Origin of the sequence: Providencia sp. PROV004 (assembly GCF_011045615.1) — a bacterium.
In the GTDB taxonomy this organism is placed as follows: Bacteria; Pseudomonadota; Gammaproteobacteria; order Enterobacterales; family Enterobacteriaceae; genus Providencia; species Providencia rettgeri.
Genome location: NZ_CP042859.1, coordinates 2,188,746 through 2,210,890, shown reverse-complemented (window position 1 = coordinate 2,210,890; position 22,145 = coordinate 2,188,746). Strand labels below are relative to the sequence as shown.

13 protein-coding genes and 1 pseudogene are annotated in these 22,145 nt (G+C 42.8%); 12 read left to right on the top strand and 2 right to left on the bottom strand.

Annotated elements, in window-relative coordinates:
• Nucleotides 1–117 precede the first annotated feature (117 nt).
• Together uraA and upp are read right to left on the bottom strand one after the other, a co-directional pair.
• Nucleotides 118–1,413 (bottom strand): uracil permease, encoded by a 1,296-nt coding sequence (gene uraA / locus FVA69_RS09725; protein WP_004253542.1) that lies wholly within the window; start codon nt 1,411–1,413, stop codon nt 118–120.
• 98 nt (nt 1,414–1,511) lie between these two features.
• Complete coding sequence (gene upp, locus FVA69_RS09720) at nt 1,512–2,138, bottom strand: uracil phosphoribosyltransferase (RefSeq protein WP_004253541.1); 627 nt, start codon at nt 2,136–2,138, stop codon at nt 1,512–1,514.
• A 355-nt stretch (nt 2,139–2,493) separates the two neighbouring features.
• Between upp and purM the strand changes: the two genes are divergently transcribed.
• The 12 genes and pseudogenes from purM (at nt 2,494) to baeR (ending at nt 22,019) form a co-directional block, all read left to right on the top strand.
• The gene (gene purM / locus FVA69_RS09715) at nt 2,494–3,534 is read left to right on the top strand and encodes a phosphoribosylformylglycinamidine cyclo-ligase (RefSeq protein ID WP_004911381.1); all 1,041 of its coding nucleotides are present in this window, start codon (nt 2,494–2,496) and stop codon (nt 3,532–3,534) included.
• A complete protein-coding gene (purN, locus tag FVA69_RS09710) occupies nt 3,534–4,172 on the top strand; it encodes a phosphoribosylglycinamide formyltransferase (RefSeq protein WP_004911384.1) in 639 nt (212 codons plus the stop codon). The genes purM and purN overlap by 1 nt, the downstream gene beginning before the upstream one ends.
• A 233-nt stretch (nt 4,173–4,405) precedes the next feature.
• Complete coding sequence (gene speG, locus FVA69_RS09705) at nt 4,406–4,993, top strand: spermidine N1-acetyltransferase (protein ID WP_004911388.1); 588 nt, start codon at nt 4,406–4,408, stop codon at nt 4,991–4,993.
• Nucleotides 4,994–5,047: 54 nt separating this feature from the next.
• Nucleotides 5,048–7,117 carry a polyphosphate kinase 1 gene (gene ppk1 / locus FVA69_RS09700; RefSeq protein WP_123381894.1) on the top strand — a complete coding sequence of 690 codons (2,070 nt, stop codon included), beginning with the start codon at nt 5,048–5,050 and terminating at the stop codon, nt 7,115–7,117.
• A 4-nt stretch (nt 7,118–7,121) separates the two neighbouring features.
• Nucleotides 7,122–8,651 (top strand): exopolyphosphatase, encoded by a 1,530-nt coding sequence (locus tag FVA69_RS09695; protein WP_109912433.1) that lies wholly within the window; start codon nt 7,122–7,124, stop codon nt 8,649–8,651.
• Nucleotides 8,652–9,026: 375 nt separating this feature from the next.
• Nucleotides 9,027–10,298 (top strand): annotated as a pseudogene (gene mgtE / locus FVA69_RS09690) (magnesium transporter); the annotation flags it as partial.
• Between the two features lie 584 nt (nt 10,299–10,882).
• The gene (locus FVA69_RS09685) at nt 10,883–12,235 is read left to right on the top strand and encodes an MFS transporter (protein ID WP_004911396.1); all 1,353 of its coding nucleotides are present in this window, start codon (nt 10,883–10,885) and stop codon (nt 12,233–12,235) included.
• Nucleotides 12,236–12,481: 246 nt separating this feature from the next.
• Nucleotides 12,482–13,726 (top strand): MdtA/MuxA family multidrug efflux RND transporter periplasmic adaptor subunit, encoded by a 1,245-nt coding sequence (locus FVA69_RS09680; protein ID WP_164528759.1) that lies wholly within the window; start codon nt 12,482–12,484, stop codon nt 13,724–13,726.
• On the top strand, nt 13,726–16,848 hold the full coding sequence (locus FVA69_RS09675; RefSeq protein WP_117162292.1) for an MdtB/MuxB family multidrug efflux RND transporter permease subunit: 3,123 nt from the start codon (nt 13,726–13,728) through the stop codon (nt 16,846–16,848). Before FVA69_RS09680 ends, FVA69_RS09675 begins: the two co-directional genes overlap by 1 nt.
• On the top strand, nt 16,848–19,949 hold the full coding sequence (gene mdtC, locus FVA69_RS09670) for a multidrug efflux RND transporter permease subunit MdtC (protein WP_004911404.1): 3,102 nt from the start codon (nt 16,848–16,850) through the stop codon (nt 19,947–19,949). Before FVA69_RS09675 ends, mdtC begins: the two co-directional genes overlap by 1 nt.
• Nucleotides 19,939–21,327, top strand: a complete 1,389-nt coding sequence (gene baeS / locus FVA69_RS09665) for a two-component system sensor histidine kinase BaeS (RefSeq protein ID WP_164528758.1) — start codon at nt 19,939–19,941, stop codon at nt 21,325–21,327. The genes mdtC and baeS overlap by 11 nt, the downstream gene beginning before the upstream one ends.
• Nucleotides 21,324–22,019 (top strand): two-component system response regulator BaeR, encoded by a 696-nt coding sequence (gene baeR / locus FVA69_RS09660; protein WP_004911408.1) that lies wholly within the window; start codon nt 21,324–21,326, stop codon nt 22,017–22,019. The genes baeS and baeR overlap by 4 nt, the downstream gene beginning before the upstream one ends.
• The last annotated feature ends 126 nt before the right edge of the window (nt 22,020–22,145 follow it).

Here is a 22,145-nt window from a genome sequence, read left to right as displayed (position 1 = left end):
GGCTGTACAAATCAATTTTCATCTAGCAGTTTACCATAAAAAACACGGATAGATGAATAAGAACGGTGACCAAATGCCGTTCAAACAATTGAACGGCAATATGGAAAATTGTGTGGCTTATTTTTTATTGCTATCAAGCTCTTGGACTTCAGATGTCACAAACTGCTTTTCAGGCCTAACAAACGTTATAAAACGGAATAATAATGCCATAAAGATCCCAACTATCGTTGCTAGCGCCATACCTTTGAGTTCAGCTTGACCAATATGGATAACGGCTCCGCTCACACCAATAATTAAAATCACTGAGGTTAAAATCAAATTTTGTGGCTTGTTATAATCGACTTTTGAATCAATCAACACTCGAATACCTGATGCACCAATTACCCCGTACAATAAGAGTGAAACCCCGCCCATCACAGGAACTGGTACTAATTGGATAGCAGCCGCTAATTTACCAACACAAGATAATAAAATAGCAATAATTGCGGCTCCGCCAATTACCCAAGTGCTGTATACCTTGGTAATAGCCATGACCCCAATGTTTTCACCATAAGTCGTATTTGGTGTCGAGCCAAAGAAACCGGAAATCACCGTAGAAAACCCATTAGCAAACATTGAACGATGTAAACCTGGTGATTTCATTAAGTCACGTTCAACAATATTCGCAGTGACGACCAAGTGCCCTACGTGCTCAGCGATAACCACTAATGCAGCGGGCAAAATGGTTAAAATAGCAAACCATTCGAAGCGTGGAGTATAAAATGTAGGAATAGCAAACCACGGCGCTTCAATAACCGGGGTAAAGTCCACAATGCCCATAAAATAGGACAATGCATAACCCGCTAAAAAGCCAATCAAAATTGGAATAATAGATAAAAACCCACGGAAAACGACCGCGCAGAGAATAGTGACTGACAACGTGGTCAGGGAAATAATTAACGTGTTCGAATCAACCACTGCGCCATCTTTAGGTAATAGCCCAGCCATACCTGCAGCCGTTTGAGCTAATTCTAAACCAATTACGGCTACGATTGCCCCCATTGCTGCTGGGGGGAACATGACGTTTATCCACCCTCTTCCTGCAACTTTAACAATCAGTGCAACAATACAGAACAGCACGCCACAGATAATGAAGCCGCCAAGTGCCAGCTCATAACCTAATGGTAATAAAATCAGCACTGGGGAAATAAATGCAAAACTTGAGCCTAAATAAGCAGGAATTTGCCCTTTACAAATAAACAGATACAGCAGCGTTCCGATCCCATTAAACAGCAAAATTGTAGCGGGGTTTACACCAAACAGAATCGGTACGATAACGGTTGCGCCAAACATAGCAAATAGGTGTTGAAGGCTCAGTGGTATAGTTTGTAATAATGGTGGTCTTTCTTCAACACTGATGGTGCGACGTGTCATGTGGCTTTATCCTCTTTTAGCGAAATGGCTAATCACTGAATAAGCAGTGAGTCTCTACAATTAATCAAAAAAAAGCCGACTTCTCAGTCGGCTTATCATTATTTAGTACCAAATATCTTGTCGCCCGCATCACCGAGACCCGGAACGATATATCCCTCTTCATTTAAATACTCATCAATTGAAGCGGTATATAATTCAACATCTGGATGCGCAGCTTCCAACGCTTTTAAACCTTCAGGCGCTGCAACAAGAACTAAGATTTTAATCGAGGTACAACCCGCATTTTTTAATAAATCAATGGTAGCAATCATTGAGCCACCCGTCGCTAACATTGGGTCGACCACTAATGCCATACGTTCTTCAATGTTAGAGGCGAGTTTTTGGAAATAAGGGACAGGCTGCAGTGTTTCTTCATCACGATAAACACCTACCACACTGATACGTGCACTTGGAATGCTATCTAATACACCGTTCATCATACCAATACCCGCACGAAGAATTGGTACTACAGTGATTTTCTTACCTTTAATTTGTTCTATTTCTACAGGACCACACCAACCATCGATAGTCACTTTTTCAGTTTCAAGGTCAGCAGTTGCTTCATAAGTCAGTAGGCTACCAACCTCTGAGGCCAGTTCACGAAAGCGCTTTGTGCTTATATCATGATCTCGCATCAGGCCGAGTTTATGTTTAACGAGAGGGTGTTTTACCTCAACGATCTTCATGGGTTTCTCCTACTATTTAAGACGGCGGCGGACAAAAAAATCGCCGGATTATACCTCTTTTAGCTTTGGTTGCCACTAGATAACGCTTGATTTTGGTCAAAACAACAACGATTAACGCCATTTTTTTAAAAATTATACCTCATCTCAGTTAAGTTGAAATTGGTAAAACCGCAAATTTGATTTAAATAAATACATTTCTTATTTTGCTATACAACTTCTATAACGTTCTACCATTCTTCGATTATGCGTACCCAAAAATTTCCAACACAAAGCTATCGCAAACGTTTGCCTAGCCTGTTAGAATAATGTCAATGATGTTATTTTTCTCAAAAATGTAATTGCCTTGGGGGCCGTAGTGACTGATAAAACCTCTCTCAGCTATAAAGATGCCGGTGTTGATATTGATGCGGGTAACGCCTTGGTTGAACGTATTAAAGGTGTCGTAAAAGAAACCCGCCGCCCAGAAGTCATGGGAGGTCTTGGGGGATTCGGTGCATTATGTTCCCTACCGCAGAAATACCGTGAGCCTGTTTTAGTTTCAGGCACTGACGGTGTCGGTACCAAATTACGCTTAGCAATGGATTTAAAACGTCATGACTCCATTGGGATTGACCTTGTGGCTATGTGTGTCAATGACTTGATTGTTCAAGGCGCAGAGCCCCTGTTCTTCCTTGATTATTACGCGACCGGTAAACTAGATGTCGATACCGCTGCGAGTGTGATTACGGGTATCGCAGAAGGTTGTAAACAGTCAGGTTGTGCGTTAGTGGGTGGTGAAACCGCGGAAATGCCGGGAATGTACCATGGTGAAGACTACGATGTGGCTGGTTTCTGTGTGGGTGTTGTTGAACGCTCAGAAATCATCGATGGTAGCAAAGTGAGTGCTGGTGACGCCTTAATTGCTTTAGCCTCTAGCGGCCCGCATTCAAATGGTTACTCGCTGGTTCGCAAGATCCTCGAAGTCAGCCAAACCAACCCAGAAGAAACTCAATTAGATGGGAAACCTTTAGCTGACCACTTATTAGAACCAACACGCATTTACGTTAAAAATGTATTAGAGCTGATCGCAAACAGCGATATCCATGCAATTGCCCACATTACTGGTGGTGGTTTCTGGGAAAATATTCCTCGCGTACTGCCTGACAACACACAAGCAATTATTGACGGTAGCAGCTGGCAATGGCCTGCTGTCTTTAACTGGCTGCAGCAAGCTGGTGATGTGAGCACTCATGAAATGTACCGTACCTTCAACTGTGGTGTGGGGATTATTATTGCTCTACCACAACAGGAAGTTGAAAATGCACTTGCTCTGTTGAACAAGCTTGGCGAAAACGCATGGCAAATCGGTACAATTGGCGCATTACCAGCGGGTGAAGAGCAGGTTGTGATCCGCTAATGAAAAAAATTGTTGTCCTCATTTCTGGCAGCGGTAGTAATTTGCAATCATTAATTGATAGCTGCCGCACTGGGGCAATTGGCGCTCACATTGTTGCTGTCATTAGCAACCAAGCCAATGCTTATGGGCTTGTTCGGGCACAACAGGCTGGAATACCAGCCTGTTTTTTAGATGCCAAACAGTATACTGACCGCCAAGCATATGATGCTGCATTACTCGCACAAGTCGACCAATATCAGCCTGATTTAGTCGTATTAGCGGGTTTTATGCGTATCTTATCAGCCCAATTCGTCAACCACTTTGCGGGTAAATTACTCAATATCCATCCTTCTTTGTTACCGAAATACCCCGGTTTACACACGCATCGTAAAGCGCTAGAAAATGGGGATAAAGAACATGGCACATCCGTTCATTTCGTTACCGAAGAACTGGATGGCGGGCCAGTTATTTTGCAAGCTAAAGTGCCTATCTTTGAACAGGATAACGAAGACGATATTATCGAGCGGGTAAAAGCCCAAGAACATACGATTTACCCATTAGTTGTTGAGTGGTTCATTAGTGGCCGATTAACAATGCAAAAAGGTAAAGCTGTGTTAGATAACCGAATTTTACCGCAACAAGGTTACGCTAACGAATAATATTCGTGATGAGCAAAACGTCATTTCAAGGGTGGGTATCCACCCTTTTTCTTCGCATTCACATAAAAACACGATCGCAAGCTATTACATAAAAACATTAGCGTTGGGTAAAATGAATTATTTTTCAACAAGGTGATAATCTCTCTGTGCTGTGTCATTATTTTATCGCAAATAAATGTTATCCTTATAGTCGAAGAACAAAACCATTTTCCTAACTAAATAGAGGTATTTTTATGACGACCGGGCAAGTTCATCCGTTTAGGTTGCGCCCACTTGAACGTGAAGATTTAGCATTTATTCACCAGCTTGATAACAATGCCAGTGTTATGCGTTATTGGTTTGAAGAACCTTATGAAGCTTTCGTTGAATTAAGCGATCTTTACGATAAACATATTCATGACCAGTCTGAACGCCGTTTTATCGTTGAAAATGACAGTGAGAAAGTTGGCTTAGTCGAATTGGTAGAAATTGATTATGTTCACCGACGCTCTGAGTTTCAAATTATCATTGCACCGAGCCATCAAGGCCATGGCTATGCGAGTCGCGCTGCGAAATTAGCAATGGACTACGCGTTTTCCGTACTAAACTTATATAAACTTTATCTTATTGTTGATAAAGAAAATGTTAAAGCTATCCATATTTATAATAAACTAGGCTTCCATACTGAAGGCGAACTGATCGACGAATTCTTTGTCAATGGTCGCTATCACACCGCTATCCGTATGTGTATTTTTCAGCAACAATATTTTACGATGAAGCAACAATCTGCTAATCCAGAAAGTGTTATTACCCAAGATAAAGCAATTAAACAACACATTTAGCTAACTGACTGGTATCATAGCCATAAAGTAACAAGAGTCTAATACGGAGTTAGAATGTCCCAAGAACGTCTCTATCATGAAAAAGAGTTAAGCTGGCTGTCTTTTAACGAGCGTGTTTTACAAGAAGCAGCCGACAAGCGTAACCCTCTTATTGAGCGAATGCGTTTTTTGGGAATTTATTCCAATAATCTAGACGAGTTTTATAAAGTCCGCTTCGCCGACGTTAAACGCCGTATTTTAATTAATGAAGAACGCGGCTCGGCAAGCGGTGCTCGCCACTTGTTAAAGAGAATTCAGTCAAGAGTTGCCAAACAAGAACAAGAATTCGACATTCTCTATAATGACTTATTATTGGAAATGGCGCGCAATCAAATATTCTTGATTAACGAACGTCAAATTTCGCCTCGCCAACAGATATGGTTACGTCAGTATTTCCGCCAGAATCTGCGGCAGCATATTACGCCAATATTAATTAATCCTGATACCAATCTCGTTGAATTTCTAAAAGATGACTACACTTATCTTGCAGTTGAAATCATCAATGGCAATCAGATTCAATATGCACTATTGGAAATTCCATCCGATAAAGTCCCGCGGTTTGTTAACCTGCCTCCAGAAATGCCAAAGCGTCGCAAGTCAATGATCCTAATTGATAATATCCTTCGCTATACGCTCGATGAAATTTTCAAAGGTTTTTTTGATTACGATAAGCTCAATGCCTATTCGATGAAAATGACGCGTGATGCAGAGTACGACATCGCAACAGAGATGGAATCGAGCTTGCTCGAAATAATGTCATCTACATTAAAACAACGTTTAACCGCAGAACCCGTCCGTTTTGTCTATCAGCGTGATATGCCTGACGAAATGGTTGCTCTTTTACGTGAAAAACTGGGGCTATCCAGCGATGACTCCGTGATTGCCGGTGGCCGCTACCACAATTTTAAAGACTTTATTAATTTCCCTAATGAAGGAAATAAAAACCTATTAAACAAGCCATTACCAAGGCTGCGTCACCGCTGGTTTGATAACTTCCGTAACGGTTTCGATGCCATTCGCGAACGCGATGTACTGTTATATTATCCCTACTATACCTTTGAACATACTTTAGAATTATTGCGCCAAGCGTCTTTTGACCCGAATGTATTATCGATTAAAATTAATATTTACCGTGTCGCGAAAGACTCACGCATTATCGATTCTGTCATTCATGCCGCTCATAATGGAAAAAAAGTCACAGTGGTCGTTGAGTTACAAGCACGATTTGATGAGGCCGCTAATATTCATTGGGCAAAACGATTAACTGAAGCGGGCGTGCATGTTATTTTCTCCGCGCCCGGGCTTAAAATCCATGCAAAATTATTTATTATCTCACGCATGGAAGAAGGCCAAATCGTGCGTTATGCCCATATCGGTACGGGCAATTTTAACGAAAAAACCGCTCGGCTTTATACGGATTACTCCCTACTCACTGCAAATGAACTGATCACCAACGAAGTTCGTCGGGTATTTAATTTTATTGAAAACCCTTACCGCCCAGTGACTTTCGATAATTTAATGGTATCACCACAAAATACACGTATTCGTTTGATGGCCTTAATTGACCAAGAAATCGAAAATGCGCTCGCTGAACGGCCCAGTGGTATCACATTAAAAATAAATAACTTAGTCGACAAAGAATTGACTGACAAACTGTACGATGCCTCCAATGCAGGTGTCAAAATTCGTTTATTAGTCAGAGGGATGTGCTCTTTAGTCGCCGGCCAAGTCGGCTACAGTGAAAATATTCAGGTAACCAGTATTGTTGACCGCTTTCTTGAACATGACCGTGTTTATGTTTTCACCAATGCGGGGGACGAAAAAGTCTTTATTTCTTCTGCTGACTGGATGACCCGCAACATTGATTACCGCATTGAAGTCGCCGTTAGCTTAGTCGACCCGCATTTAAAACAACGGGTATTGGATATTTTAGAGTTGCAATTTAGCGATACTGTTAAAGCACGTTATGTTGACAAAGATTTAAGTAATCATTATGTTCCCCGCGGAAATAAACGTAAAATTCAGGCCCAGCTTGCTGTGTATGATTATTTAAAATCAATCGAAACACCGGATACAAGAGCTTAAAAATATGCCAATAACCAACGCCTCAACACCGAGACCACAAGAAATTGCGGCTATAGATTTAGGCTCAAACAGTTTTCACATGGTCATTGCTCGCATCGTTAATGGTGCATTGCAAGTTCTTACACGGTTAAAAAAACGTGTTCACCTAGCTGATGGTCTAAGTGATACCAATGAATTAAGTGAAGAAGCCATGGAACGTGGGCTTGCCTGCCTCGCGTTGTTTGCCGAACGGTTACAAGGCTTTCCCCCTGAAAACGTATGCATTGTTGGCACTCATTCATTACGTGTAGCAACGAATGTAAAACTGTTTTTGCAGCGCGCTAAAGAAATCATGCCTTACCCTATTGAAATCATTTCAGGTCAAGAAGAGGCACGGTTAATTTTTATGGGCGTTGAGCACACTCAACCCGAAAAAGGCCGTAAATTAGTACTCGATATCGGTGGTGGTTCGACAGAGTTAGTTATTGGTGAAAAATTTGAGCCGCTTTTGATTGAAAGCCGCCGTATGGGCTGTGTTAGCTTTGCCCGTACTTACTTTCCAAATGAAGAAATTACCCCTGAATATTTCAATCGAGCCTACCTAGGGGCTTGCTTAAAATTAGAAAGCACCGCGATTTTATTTAAGAAACAAACTTGGGACGTTGCGATGGGCGCCTCGGGCACCATCAAAGCTGCCCATAGTGTGATACAAGAATTAGGCTATAAAGACGGTATTATTACGCGGGAACGTCTTATCGAAATCAAGCAAATGGCGTTGAAATATAAGTCATTTAGCACCCTGAATATATTAGGCCTATCGAATGAACGTAAACACGTATTTGTTCCTGGCTTAGCGATTTTACTTGCCGTATTTGATTCATTAGAAATTAAAGAGTTACGTTTATCTGACGGTGCATTGCGTGAAGGTGTTTTATATGAAATGGAAGGCCGTTTCCGCCACCAAGATATCCGCCAGCGTACTGCTTTAAGCCTTGCTGAGCATTATAATATCGATAGAGAGCAAGCTAAACGCGTATTAAAAACCATGGAAGAACTCTATTTCCAGTGGGGACAACAAAACCCTAAGCAACTTAACCCACAACTGGAATCCATTTTAATATGGGCAGTTATGCTCCATGAGGTTGGGTTAAGTATTAATCATAGTGGTATGCACCGCCATTCTGCTTATATTTTGCAAAATACCAACTTACCGGGCTTCAACCAAGAACAGCAACTATTACTGGCAACATTAGTACGTAATCATCGTAGGGCTATTAAGTATGACGATATCCCTAAATTTAATTTATTTAAAAGAAAACAATTTATGCCGCTTATTCAAATTTTGCGGCTAGCCATTTTGTTAAATAATCAACGCCAATCTACCACAATCCCCTCTTCGTTACGGATAGAAACGGATGATGGGCACTGGACTCTCTATTTACCATCTGAATATCTCGTGCAAAATACATTGATGATATTGGATTTAGAAAAAGAAAGTGGCTATTGGGAAGATGTCCCCGGTTGGTCGTTAACTATTTGTGCAGAAAATGAGTGATTTGCGGCCATTATTGTAGTGATTTATGCTTATTCTTCATCACTGATGACTTTGAAATCACCGCTTATTTGACTCAACTATTTGATATATTATTTAAATAGGCGACAATAATGATAATAAATTTCGTCCGCTCGCAGACGAATTCATAAAAAGCGCTTTTGCGCTGCTATTGCTTTAAGGATTAAAATGTCACAACCTGCTTTTTCAATCGATGCGGTGCCAACAGTCAACCCGCACTCTCAAAAACTGGCACATATTCGCCAGCAAATCCTGACGCTATTTTTAGATGACGAAGAGTTCGTCCATGCGCTTGTTGAAAATGATCAACACGTCAGTATTGATGACAAAGCAATTAGTGAAAAAATTAGTCTTGTAAAAGAATTGTTACTTGATTTACACACTGCGGATATCGCCGATATCTTAGAAATGCTCCCTTATGATGAGCGTCTCGCGTTATGGCGTCTTGTTGATAATAACGAACGTGGTGAAGTCTTAGTTGAGGCCTCCGTATCTGTTTGGGATAGCCTAATTAAGGATATGTCTGACAGAGAACTGCTTCGCGCCGTTGCTAATTTGCATGTTGACGAACAAGCTTATATTGCTGAGCATTTACCTCGTGACACCATGCGCCGGCTCCTCACCTATTTAGAGCCTAGCCTACGTAGCCGCATTCGCGAAGTTTTACAATATGCGAAAGATAGCGTCGGGCAAATGATGGATTTTGAATTCGTCACCGTACGCCCAAATGTGACACTAAAAACGGTTCAACGTTATTTACGCCAACGAGGCAAGATCCCAGAAGCCACCGATAAAATTTTTGTTGTCGATAACAATAATTATCTGCAAGGTGAATTACCACTAACCACTATTTTGACGCAATCCCCTGAAAAAATAGTAGCCGATGTCATGAAAACTGACACTGTGACCTTCTTGCCCGATGAAAAAGGCGAAGATGCCGCTAGTGCGTTCGAACGTTATGACTTAATTTCTGCTGCTGTTGTTGATAATAGCGGCCTACTGATGGGCCGCCTGACGGTTGAAGATATCGTTGATAACATCAGTGAAGAAAACGATAACAGTATTCGTCGTATGGGGGGGTTAAGCCCTGAAGAAGACGTTTTCGCCCCGGTTGGCCAAGCCGTTAAAACCCGTTGGACATGGTTAGCCATTAACCTATGTACCGCTTTTGTCGCTTCTCGTGTTATTGGCGTCTTTGAAGATACCATTTCCCAATTAGTCGCGTTAGCCACATTAATGCCAATTGTGGCAGGAATTGGGGGAAATACGGGAAACCAAACCATCACCATGATTGTTCGCGCCATTGCCCTGCACCAGATACAAAATAATAGTTTCTCTTTCTTAATGTTAAGAGAGCTTGGCGTCGCCTTTATTAATGGCGTTGTTTGGGGCGGAATTATGGGTGTCGTTACCTATTTCCTATATGGCGATATCGCTATGGGCGCTGTCATGACATTAGCGATGATTTTGAACCTACTGATGGCAGCGATTATGGGGGTGCTTATTCCGCTCATTATGCTGAAAATGGGCAAAGACCCTGCTATCGGCTCTAGCGTGATGATCACCGCTATCACAGACACTGGCGGGTTCTTTATTTTCCTTGGCTTAGCCACACTATTCCTCGTTTAAATTTACTTTGCACGCGTCCTGTTTCTTGGCGGGCGCGTGCAGTTTACAAAACACTCCCTGTACTAACAAAATCCCGTTAAAAACCCAAAGTTTCGCAAGTAGGCTTGTTATTTATCTATTAATTAAATGCTTTTATAGTTATTTAGTTCATCGAGATGAATAAAGTTAATTATAACAAAAAATAATTAGGTAATATTTGTTTACTATATTTCAGTAAGAATTTATTAAATTAAATATAATTAACACTGTAACTGACTAATTTAAATATACGATATTCTGCAAAATTCATATTATTAACATCATATAAGGTTATTTATCATCGCACCAAATCAATAATCCAGACAAACAAAACTAATTGGAATGTTATTCTTGTTTTTAGGGTTGAGGTTTACAGAATATAGAATTTCCTGCTATAAATATACACATGCAAAAAAGATACTGTGTATTAAACTAAGTTATACCCATCCAACGTTTTATACCTCTTATCTGCACCAATAAAAATGATTAGCTCATTATTATGAGCCAATGCTTATTATTTTGAATTTATGCAATTTAGTATTTCAGGTAGTTAGAAGGAAACTATAATGACACCGCAAACAGCCAGCCAGCCCTCTGCGAGGCCTTTGGGCAAAGAAGACTATAAAACATTAGGCTTATCCTCTTTAGGGGGTACCCTTGAGTTTTACGATTTCGTTATCTTTGTTTTTTACGCAAAAATTATTTCCCAACTATTTTTTCCAGGGGATAACGAATTTCTCGCGCTAATGGCAACACTGGGCCTATTTGCAGCAGGTTATCTTGCTCGTCCTCTTGGTGGCATTATTATGGCTCACTTTGGAGATAAAATTGGCCGCAAGAAAATGTTTACCTTAAGTATTTTCTTAATGGCATTCCCAACATTTGTCATTGGTTTTTTACCGACTTTTGAAACCATTGGTGCTGCAGCCCCATTACTGCTGCTGTTAATGCGTATTATGCAAGGTGCCGCGATTGGTGGTGAAATGCCAGGAGCATGGGTATTTATTGCAGAGCATACACCAAAGCAACGCTATGGCTTAGGTGTTGGTACACTGACTTCTGGGATCACTGGCGGTATTTTATTAGGCTCTATCGTCGCTATTATTATTGAACGCTCTTATACCACAACTGAAATTCATGATTTCGCATGGCGTATTCCATTTATTCTTGGTGGTATTTTTGGGTTTATTTCTGTGTATTTACGCCGTTTTTTACAAGAAACTCCGATATTCAAAGAACTGGCCGCTAAAAAGGCTTTGTCACAAGAATTACCCGTCAAAACTGTGATTAAATCTCATAAGCAAGCCTGTATGATCACGGCGGCACTGACGTGGTCATTATCAACCGCTATCGTTGTCACTATTTTGATGACGCCAGATGTGGTGTTAAAAGGGATCTATAACATTGACCGAAATATTGCATTGCAAGCCAACTGTGCCGCAACATTAACCTTAACATTAGGCTGTATCTTCTGGGGTTGGTTAGGCGATAAAACAGGAACACGTACCTCAATGACTTTATCCTGGGGTGGATTGGCCGTAACGGCAATTTACTTCTATTCGTCATTATCCAGTGATATTGCGGCGAGTACGTTGATTTTTAACTATGGCTTGATGGGCTTCTTTGTTGGCGCGATTGCAACGACACCAATTATCAGTACACGCGCATTTCCACCTGAAATTCGCTATTCTGGTCTGTCATTCGCTTACAATGTGGCTTATGCAATTTTTGGTGGTTTAACACCAATATTAACTGGTGCTTGGTTGCAGCAGTCTCACATGGCACCTGCCTATTATGTTGCTGGCGTCTCATTATTAGCGGTTGCTGTAGCCTTTATTCCTCTATCTTGGAAGGGTTGGACAGTCAATTCTGAATCCTCAAACGAAAAATCTGCGGTTCTAAACGCTTCTAGCTTATAACATTTCTTGCACCCTATTTATTAGGGTGCAATTCTTATTGAGAAAAATTAATTTCCCCCACGCCCTCCTTTACACACACCGCAGCATACAAGTACAGAAATTGACACTTATTCATATTTCCTCCATTTTTCTTTGTACCTATCACGTTAAACTACTAATATGTCTAACTGACTCTTTTTTGTTAGTTTTTTAGTATACAGCCTGACGGATCTCATCCACTTTTTTGAGTTAAGCGAATTACCCAAAATGAATAAACAAAAACAACGTAAACCTTTTATTCGCTCTGCCATTTTTATTGCCATTATTGCGGCAGCTGGCGCTTCTTGGTATTTTTATCATCAAGAAAAACAATCAGATACACAATCTACTGACGCCGTAGCAAAACCAAACTCACAGCGAAGTGCAATGGGCCGCCCACCACGTGTTTTAGCCCCTGTACAATTTGCCGTCGCAGAACAAAAAGTCGTTCCGCGCTTTTTATCGGGTTTAGGCACAGTCCAAGCCGCGAATGTTGTCACTGTAACCAGCCGTGTTGAAGGCCAGTTAATGCAGCTGTATTTTACCGAAGGGCAATACGTCAATAAGGGAGATTTATTGGCACAGATTGACCCTCGCCCATTTGAAGTTCAGCTATCACAAGCAGAGGGGCAATTGGCAAAAGACAAAGCAACATTAGCAAATGCACAATTAGATTTAGCTCGTTATCAAAAGCTTGCTGGTACTAAAGTGATTTCGCAACAAGAGTTAGATAACCAAAAAGCGGCGGTATTACAGGCGCAAGGCAGTATTAAAGTCGACCAAGCGGCTGTTGATAATGCCAAACTGCAATTAACCTACAGTAAAATTACTGCGCCTATCTCAGGACGCGTGGGGTTAAAACAAGTAGATGTTGGAAACTTTATCTCTTCCGGAACCTCAACTCCTCTTGTCGTCATCACGCAAACTCAACCTGCAGATGTCCTTTTTGCGTTACCTGAGGGCGATATTCCCGCGATCCAGCAGGCACAATCCTCTGGTGAGAAAGTATTGATTGAAGCTTGGGACAGAAACAATATCGCGCTAATCGCAAGTGGTGAGCTACTCAGTACTGATAACCAAATTGATGCTGCGACCGGCACGCTGAAAATAAAAGCGCGCTTTACCAATGAAGAAGAAAAACTTTTTCCTAATCAATTTGTTAACGTAAAAATGCAAGTTGAAACGCTGCAAAATGCCGTGGTGATCCCAACCGCTGCACTGCAAATGGGCAATGAAGGCCATTATGTTTGGATACTGAGTGATGATAATAAAGTCAGTAAACACAATGTAACCGTGGGTATGCAAGATAGCCAACAAGTGGTTATTGAAAGTGGGCTCGCGGCAAATACCAAAGTCATCACGGATGGTGTTGATAAACTCACCGATGGCACAACGGTCGAAGTTGTTACCCCTGAAGGCATCACTAAAAAAGAGCCCCGCAAAGGTAAACCTAATAGCGCGGAGAAAGCGTAATGCGGCCTGAAATGTTAAAAGGCGGTGGGCCTTCTCGTTTATTTATTTTGCGCCCTGTAGCAACCACATTATTCATGGTGGCTATATTACTCGCAGGGATCATCGGTTATCGCTTCTTACCTGTTTCTGCCCTGCCTGAAGTCGATTACCCAACGATTCAAGTTGTTACCCTTTACCCAGGCGCCAGCCCTGATGTGATGACCTCGGCAGTGACAGCACCACTGGAAACCCAGTTCGGCCAAATGTCAGGGCTTAAACAGATGTCATCGCAAAGTTCAGGAGGGGCATCCGTTATCACGCTGATGTTCCAATTAACCTTGCCTCTAGAAGTTGCTGAACAAGAAGTTCAAGCAGCGATTAATTCTGCCAGTAGCTTACTACCTTCGGATTTACCCTATCCTCCAATTTATAATAAGGTAAACCCTGCTGATCCACCTGTACTCACCTTAGCGGTCACCTCTGATGCAATGCCGTTAACGCAAGTACAGGATATTATTGAAACGCGAATTGCCCAGAAGATATCCCAAGTAAATGGAGTGGGCTTAGTGACGTTAGCCGGCGGCCAACGTCCTGCTGTTCGTGTGAATATCAACCCACAAGCCATGGCTGCTAAAGGGCTAGATAGCGAAACAATTCGCCTTGCCATTAATAATGCGAACGTCAACTCCGCAAAAGGGAGTTTCGATGGCCCTACGCGCGCGGTAACGCTGTCTGCTAACGACCAAATGAAGTCACTTGACGACTATCGTCAACTTATTGTGGCCTTCCAAAATGGTGCGCCGGTACGTTTAGGTGATATTGCAACCATTGCACAAGGTGCTGAAAATGCCTATTTAGGTGCATGGGCGAATAATGAGCAAGCGATTGTGATCAATGTTCAGCGACAGCCCGGCGCTAACGTGATTGAAACCACAGATACCATTCGTACGCTATTGCCCGAATTGATTGAAAGCTTACCTAAATCGGTTAATGTCGAAATTTTAACCGATAGAACCAGTACCATTCGTGCATCCGTTAATGATGTCCAATTTGAATTAATGCTAGCCATCGCCCTCGTAGTGATGGTGATTTACTTGTTTTTACGCAATGGAATTGCCACCTTAATACCGGGTATTGCCGTACCGTTGTCACTTGTTGGCACCTTTGCAGTGATGTATTTCTGTGGTTTTTCTGTCAATAACCTCACCCTAATGGCTTTAACCATCGCCACCGGTTTTGTGGTCGATGATGCGATAGTGGTGATTGAAAATATTTCTCGCTACTTAGAGCAAGGCGATAAACCGCTGGTCGCCGCACTCAAAGGGGCTGGTGAAATCGGATTTACCATTATTTCCCTCACCTTTTCCTTGGTTGCAGTATTAATCCCACTGTTATTTATGGGGGATATTGTCGGCCGGTTATTCCGCGAGTTTGCCATTACCCTAGCCGTGGCTATTTTGATCTCTGCTGTCGTCTCATTGACGCTAACGCCAATGATGTGTGCGCGTTTATTAAAACCGGAGTCGCAGCATAAACATAACCGTTTTGAACTAGCGTGTGAGCGCTTCTTTGACCGTATGGTTGCTGGATACGCAATTTGGTTAAAACGTATTCTTAATCACCAATGGTTAACCCTTTCTGTGGCGCTAGGTACCATGGTGCTGACTGTTTTACTGTATCTGTGGATCCCAAAAGGTTTTTTCCCTTTGCAAGACAGTGGAATTATTCAGGGCTCAATTGAAAGCCGCCAATCTATTTCATTTGCAGCCATGGCGCAAAAGCAGCAAGAAGTCGCGTCAAAATTATTAGCAGATCCTGCAGTCGACAATGTCACCACCTATGTGGGTGTTGATGGCAGCAACCCGACATTAAACAATGCGCGTCTCCAAATTACATTAAAGTCTCTTGATGAGCGTGAAGACAGAGTGATGGCGATTATTGATCGTCTCCAGCAATCCGTTGATAACATTGCTGGAGTGAATCTCTATCTGCAACCCATGCAAGATCTCACCATCGATACGCAAGTAGCGCGCACACAGTATCAATTTACTTTACAGGCTGGTTCATTAGAAGAATTAACCACTTGGGTTCCACGCTTGTTAGATGCCCTAGAACAACAACCTGAACTCACCGATGTCAGTAGTGATTGGCAAAATAAAGGGTTAGTTGCCTATGTGAATGTTAATCGTGATACGGCAAGCCGTTTTGGTATCACGATGTCGGCTATTGATAACGCCTTATATAATGCGTTTGGGCAGCGAATGATTTCGACTATCTATACGCAGTCAAATCAATATCGTGTGATATTAGAACATGACACACAAACCCGTGATGGTATGGATGCGCTGAATGATATCCGTCTAAAAGGGACTGATGGTGCCATTGTACCACTGAGTACTTTAGTGAACATTCAAGAAGGTAATGGGCCATTAGCCATTAATCACCTAGACCAATTTCCCGCGGTGACTTTTTCGTTTAATGTAGCGGATGGCGCTTCTCTAGAGTCAGCTGTCAATGCAGTGAAATTGGCCGAATCTCAAATTGCGATGCCAAAATCTATTACAACGCAATTCCAAGGAGCGACTTTAGCCTTTGAAGCGGCACTGAGCAGTACTATTTGGTTAATTGCAGCTGCCATTGTGGCGATGTATATCGTATTGGGCATTTTATATGAGAGTTTTATCCACCCGATTACGATTTTATCTACCCTACCGACAGCCGGGGTTGGTGCATTACTTGCTTTAATGATGGCAGGGAAAGACCTTGATGTCATCGCGGTCATCGGCATCATCTTACTAATTGGCATTGTGAAAAAGAATGCCATTATGATGATTGACTTTGCCCTTGCCGCGGAGCGTGAACAGGGAATGTCCCCTTATGATGCCATCTATCAAGCTTGCTTGCTGCGGTTTCGCCCAATTCTAATGACCACCATGGCGGCCTTGCTGGGTGCCTTACCATTGATGCTGAGTACTGGTGTAGGTGCAGAATTACGTCAACCATTAGGGATTTGTATGGTTGGTGGCTTAATTATGAGCCAAATCCTCACTTTATTTACCACACCGGTTATTTACTTATTGTTCGACCGTCTTTCTCATTACTTTAAAGACCGTCGCCAAGCGAAGAAGGCACAGGTGTCATAATGAAGCGCTTTTTTGCTCTGTTTATTAGCCGACCGGTAGCAACGACGCTTATCAGCGTTGCGATTACTTTGTGTGGTGCCCTGAGCTTTCTGTTTTTACCCGTTTCTCCGTTGCCACAAGTGGATTACCCTGTGATTAACGTGACAGCGTCACTTCCAGGGGCATCACCCGAAACTATGGCGTCCTCCGTTGCGACGCCACTTGAACGCTCTTTAGGCAGTATTGCTGGGATCAGTGAAATGACCTCAAGCAGTGCGCTTGGGCGAACCACCATTACACTAGAGTTCAATCTCGACAAAGACATTAATAACGCTGCACGCGAAGTTCAAGCCGCAATTAATGCCGCACAGAACCTGCTACCCAGCGGTATGCCAAGCCGTCCACGTTATTACAAGTCAAACCCGTCTGATGCGCCAATTATGATTTTGACCATGACCTCAGACACCCTAAATACTGGCGAAATTTATGATATTGCTTCGACGCGTTTAGCCCAACGAATTGCCCAAATTGAAGGGGTTAGTGAAGTTTCTGTGGGGGGAGGCTCGCTCCCTGCCGTACGCGTTGAACTCAACCCAACCGCCCTATTTAACCAAGGGGTTTCCCTTGATGCCGTGCGCTCAGCCATCAGCAGTGCTAACGTTCGCCAACCGCAAGGCTATATCAATGATGACGAAAAACGTTATCAGGTACAGACCAATGATGAACTAAAAAAAGCCGCAGATTATCGACCCATTATTGTTCATTATAGCCAAGGTAATGCCGTTAAACTCAGCGATGTCGCCAATGTTAAAGATTCCATTGAAAACGTGCGTGCGGCAGGTATGGCAGACGGTAAACCGGCTATTTTGATTGTCATTCGTCGTGAAGCGGGTGCCAATATCATTGAAACGGTTAACCGTATTCGTGATGAATTACCCGAATTCAATGATATGATCCCCGCCGCCATTGAGTTAAAAGTAGCACAAGATAGGACACCGACCATCCGCGCGTCTTTAGCGGAAGTCGAGCGCGCCCTACTGATTGCCGTTGCCTTGGTGATCCTCGTTGTGTTGCTATTCTTACGTTCAGGTCGCGCTACTTTGATCCCTGCTGTTGCCGTCCCCGTCTCATTGATTGGAACTTTTACGGCCATGTATTTATGTGGCTTTAGTTTAAATAACTTGTCATTGATGGCACTAACGGTTGCGACTGGCTTTGTGGTCGATGATGCGATTGTGGTATTAGAAAATATCTCACGTCATATCGAAAATGGCACAAAACCGTTTATTGCCGCGGTTAAAGGCGTGCATGAAGTCGGCTTTACTGTCGTTTCCATGAGCATTTCTTTGGTGGCTGTTTTTATTCCCCTATTGCTAATGGATGGGCTAGTCGGGCGCTTATTTCGCGAATTTGCTATTACCCTTGCAACCGCTATCGGTATTTCATTGGTGATTTCGCTAACGCTCACCCCCATGATGTGTGCTTATTTACTGAAGAAACGTCCTCGCAACGTCAAAGCCAAACATCGTGGGTTTGGACGTGTGTTACTGCGTTTGCAAGAAAGCTATGGTGTCGCTTTAAATTGGGTGCTCGGACATCGCCGGAGTGTTCTCGCGGTGCTATTTGCCACAATCGGCTTAAATGTTTACCTATATATCACCGTTCCGAAGACTTTCTTTCCTGAACAAGATACTGGCCGAGTGCTGGGCTTTGTGCGCGCAGACCAAAGCATTTCATTTCAGTCAATGAAAGAAAAAATGACCCGTTTTATGCAGCAAGTTAAAGCCGACCCAGCGACGGATAATGTCACCGGTTTTACTGGCGGTAGCCGAGTAAACAGCGGTTTTATGTATATCTCATTAAAACCACTGGGTGAACGTACTGAAAGTTCAGCTGAAGTTATTAATCGGTTACGCATGAAATTAGCCAATGAGCCTGGGGCTAACCTGTTTATGATGCCAGTACAAGATATTCGTGTGGGAGGTCGACAGGCCAATGCCAGTTACCAGTTTACCCTGCTTGCAGATGAACTTTCAGCATTGCGTGACTGGGAACCCGCTATTCGTAAAGCACTCGGTGAATTGCCACAGCTAACAGATGTGAACTCGGATAAGGAAGACAAAGGCGCGGAAATGGCGATCACCTACGATAGGGACTTAATGGCCCAGCTAGGTATCGATGTCCGTGAAGCTAACAGTCTGCTTAACAACGCATTTGGCCAACGCCAAGTTTCCACTATTTATGAGGCGATGAACCAATATAAAGTCGTGATGGAAGTTGCTCCTGAATATACGCAAGATGTCAGTGCTCTCGACAAAATGTTTGTCATCAACAAAGATGGAGACGCTATCCCACTGTCTTATTTTGCACGTTGGCAACCCGCAAATGCACCGCTAAGTGTGAATCACCAAGGGCTATCTGCTTCATCCACTATCGCGTTTAATGTTGCGGACGGCTATACCTTAAATGATGCCATTGTCGAAATTGAAAAAACCATGACTGCACTTGGCGTACCATCGACGGTAAGAGGCACTTTTGCAGGAACGGCACAAATATTCCAAGAAACCTTACAGTCACAATTGTTTTTAATTTTAGCCGCCATTGTGACCGTTTATTTGGTTCTGGGTATATTATATGAAAGTTATATTCACCCACTGACTATTTTATCAACCCTACCCTCTGCAGGTGTCGGGGCATTATTAGCTCTTGAATTATTTGATACGCCATTTAGTTTAATCGCCTTAATTGGCATCATGCTATTAATTGGGATCGTCAAGAAGAACGCGATTATTATGGTGGATTTTGCCATTCAAGCCCAGAGAACGGCGGGTTTAACCGCCCGAGAAGCCATCTTTCGTGCCAGTTTATTACGTTTTCGCCCTATTTTGATGACAACACTCGCAGCTATTTTTGGTGCATTACCGTTAATGTTGGGTAGTGGTGATGGCGCAGAACTCCGTCAACCTCTCGGGATCACCATTGTCGGTGGCTTAATAATGAGCCAATTGCTAACGTTATTTACCACCCCTGTTGTGTATTTAAGTTTTGATAGCTTGAGACAACGTTGGCAGCGCAAGAAATCAGTAACGCAGCAAATTGCGGAGGATACCCATGAAGCTTAGGTTGAATAGCGTGAGTACTCGGCTTTTTCTGGCTATTTTTGCGACATGCTTGTTGTTAGTGCTGATTATGCACCAAGGCGTACGCATGAGTTTCCAGCACGGCTTTATTGATTATATTAAAGAAAATGATCAACAACGCGTTGAGCTGGTTTCTTCTGCCCTTGCCGAACAATATGAAGAAATGGGCAATTGGCGGTTTTTGATTGGTAATGATCGCATTTTCTTTCGCATTTTGCGTTCTGTAGAACATCAACAACATCGTGGCCCGATGCGCCAACGCTGGCGAACCTTTTTTTGGGTTTATGATACACAAGACCGACTCATTTTCGGGCAAGACACGCCCTTGCCGAGTAAAGTTCTTCGTGAACCTATTGTTACTAGCAATGGCGATACCGTCGGCTGGCTCGTTGCCAGTTATGAAACAGGAATTAGCAGCGCCCTTGACCGCCGTTTTGATACCAAGCAAATGTATACCAGTTGGATCATCGCTGGGCTATCTTTGTTTGTGGCTCTGATTGCCACATTGTTCCTTGCTCGTAGCTTTTTAAAACCGATTAAGCGGTTACTCGAGGGCACTAACCGGCTCGCCAATGGTGACTTTGCCACACGAGTTCCTGAATCTGGCCGCGATGAACTAGGGCAACTGGCTAAAGATTTTAACCATCTGGCCTCGACTCTCGAAAAAAACGAACAAATGCGTCGTGACTATATGGCGGATATTTCCCATGAACTCCGCACACCATTATCAGTTCTGCGAGGCGAATTAGAAGCAGTGCAAGATGGCGTCCGGCAAGCCACTCCCGAAACAATCAATTCTCTACTCAATGAAACCCAAACTTTAATTAAGCTAGTTAATGACCTCCACCAGCTCTCATTATCGGATAGAGGTTCATTGGTCTACCGTATGCAACTTACCGATATTATCCCTTTAATTGAAATGGCAATAGGCCAAACCCGCTGGCGGTTAGAAGACCAACAACTTTCAGTTGAACGGAAATTTATTGCAGAAGGCTACGTGTTTGCAGACCCAGATCGCATCACCCAGTTGTTCTATAATTTAATGGAAAACAGCTTACGCTATACGGATCCACAAGGTAAAATTGCCATCCAAATCACACAAGACCAAGACCAGCTCTGTATAATTTGGCAAGATAGCGCCCCGGGGCTTACAGCTGAGCAATGCCAACATTTATTTGAGCGTTTTTATCGCGCTGAAGGCTCACGTAATCGCGCCAGTGGTGGTTCCGGTTTAGGACTGGCCATTTGCTATAATATTGTTGAGGCTCATCATGGTACAATTTCTGCAGCACCGTCATCATTAGGAGGTGTCAAAATTACCATCAATTTGCCGATTCAATTAAAAGATAAAGGGTTATGATCATGGCTGAACAGAGCAATACCCCTATTTTGGTTGTGGAGGATGAACCCAAACTAGGCCAACTGCTGTTTGATTACTTACAAGCTGCAAACTACCAACCTGCGTTAATTGCACGTGGCGACGAAGTCATTGAGTATGTGAAACAACACCAACCTGCGCTCATTTTATTAGATTTAATGTTACCGGGTCTGGACGGTATTTCAGTGTGTCGTGAACTGCGAAAATTCAGTGATGTTCCCATTATTATGGTGACGGCAAAAACTGAAGAGATTGATCGCTTATTAGGGTTAGAAATCGGCGCTGACGACTATATTTGTAAACCATTTAGCCCACGAGAAGTTGTGGCTCGAGTCAAAACGATTTTACGTCGTTGCCAACCAAACATAATGACTAGCAATAATCAAACCAAACTTATTATCGATGAAAATGCCTTCCAAGTACGCTATGGCTCACAGTTACTTGAACTCACACCTGCTGAGTTTCGGTTGCTTAAATTTATGTCTGATAATGCAGGTATGGTATTTTCTCGCGACCAGTTACTGGATATCTTGTATGACGACCACCGCGTGGTAACAGACCGTACAATTGATAGCCACGTCAAAAATTTACGCCGTAAATTAGAGTCCCTCGATAACGAAAAAACTTTTATTCGGTCAATCTATGGCCTTGGCTACCGTTGGGATGAATGTTAAGTAACCAATAGACATACTATTCTTGTGGGATATTTGGTTTTTTTAGCAAATAGGAGTAAAATCCCCATCCCTTAAAAACACTCTCTCGTATGAGTGAGTGCTGACTTGACATCAGATAGAGAATAA

Bases quoted from the DNA above. Each gene is read 5' to 3' on its own strand.
- uraA (WP_004253542.1), bottom strand. From the start codon at position 1,413: ATGACACGTCGCACCATCAGTGTTGAAGAAAGACCACCATTATTACAA.
- upp (WP_004253541.1), bottom strand. From the start codon at position 2,138: ATGAAGATCGTTGAGGTAAAACACCCTCTCGTTAAACATAAACTCGGC.
- purN (WP_004911384.1), top strand. From the start codon at position 3,534: ATGAAAAAAATTGTTGTCCTCATTTCTGGCAGCGGTAGTAATTTGCAA.
- speG (WP_004911388.1), top strand. From the start codon at position 4,406: ATGACGACCGGGCAAGTTCATCCGTTTAGGTTGCGCCCACTTGAACGT.
- ppk1 (WP_123381894.1), top strand. From the start codon at position 5,048: ATGTCCCAAGAACGTCTCTATCATGAAAAAGAGTTAAGCTGGCTGTCT.
- FVA69_RS09695 (WP_109912433.1), top strand. From the start codon at position 7,122: ATGCCAATAACCAACGCCTCAACACCGAGACCACAAGAAATTGCGGCT.
- FVA69_RS09685 (WP_004911396.1), top strand. From the start codon at position 10,883: ATGACACCGCAAACAGCCAGCCAGCCCTCTGCGAGGCCTTTGGGCAAA.
- FVA69_RS09680 (WP_164528759.1), top strand. From the start codon at position 12,482: ATGAATAAACAAAAACAACGTAAACCTTTTATTCGCTCTGCCATTTTT.
- FVA69_RS09675 (WP_117162292.1), top strand. From the start codon at position 13,726: ATGCGGCCTGAAATGTTAAAAGGCGGTGGGCCTTCTCGTTTATTTATT.
- mdtC (WP_004911404.1), top strand. From the start codon at position 16,848: ATGAAGCGCTTTTTTGCTCTGTTTATTAGCCGACCGGTAGCAACGACG.
- baeS (WP_164528758.1), top strand. From the start codon at position 19,939: ATGAAGCTTAGGTTGAATAGCGTGAGTACTCGGCTTTTTCTGGCTATT.
- baeR (WP_004911408.1), top strand. From the start codon at position 21,324: ATGATCATGGCTGAACAGAGCAATACCCCTATTTTGGTTGTGGAGGAT.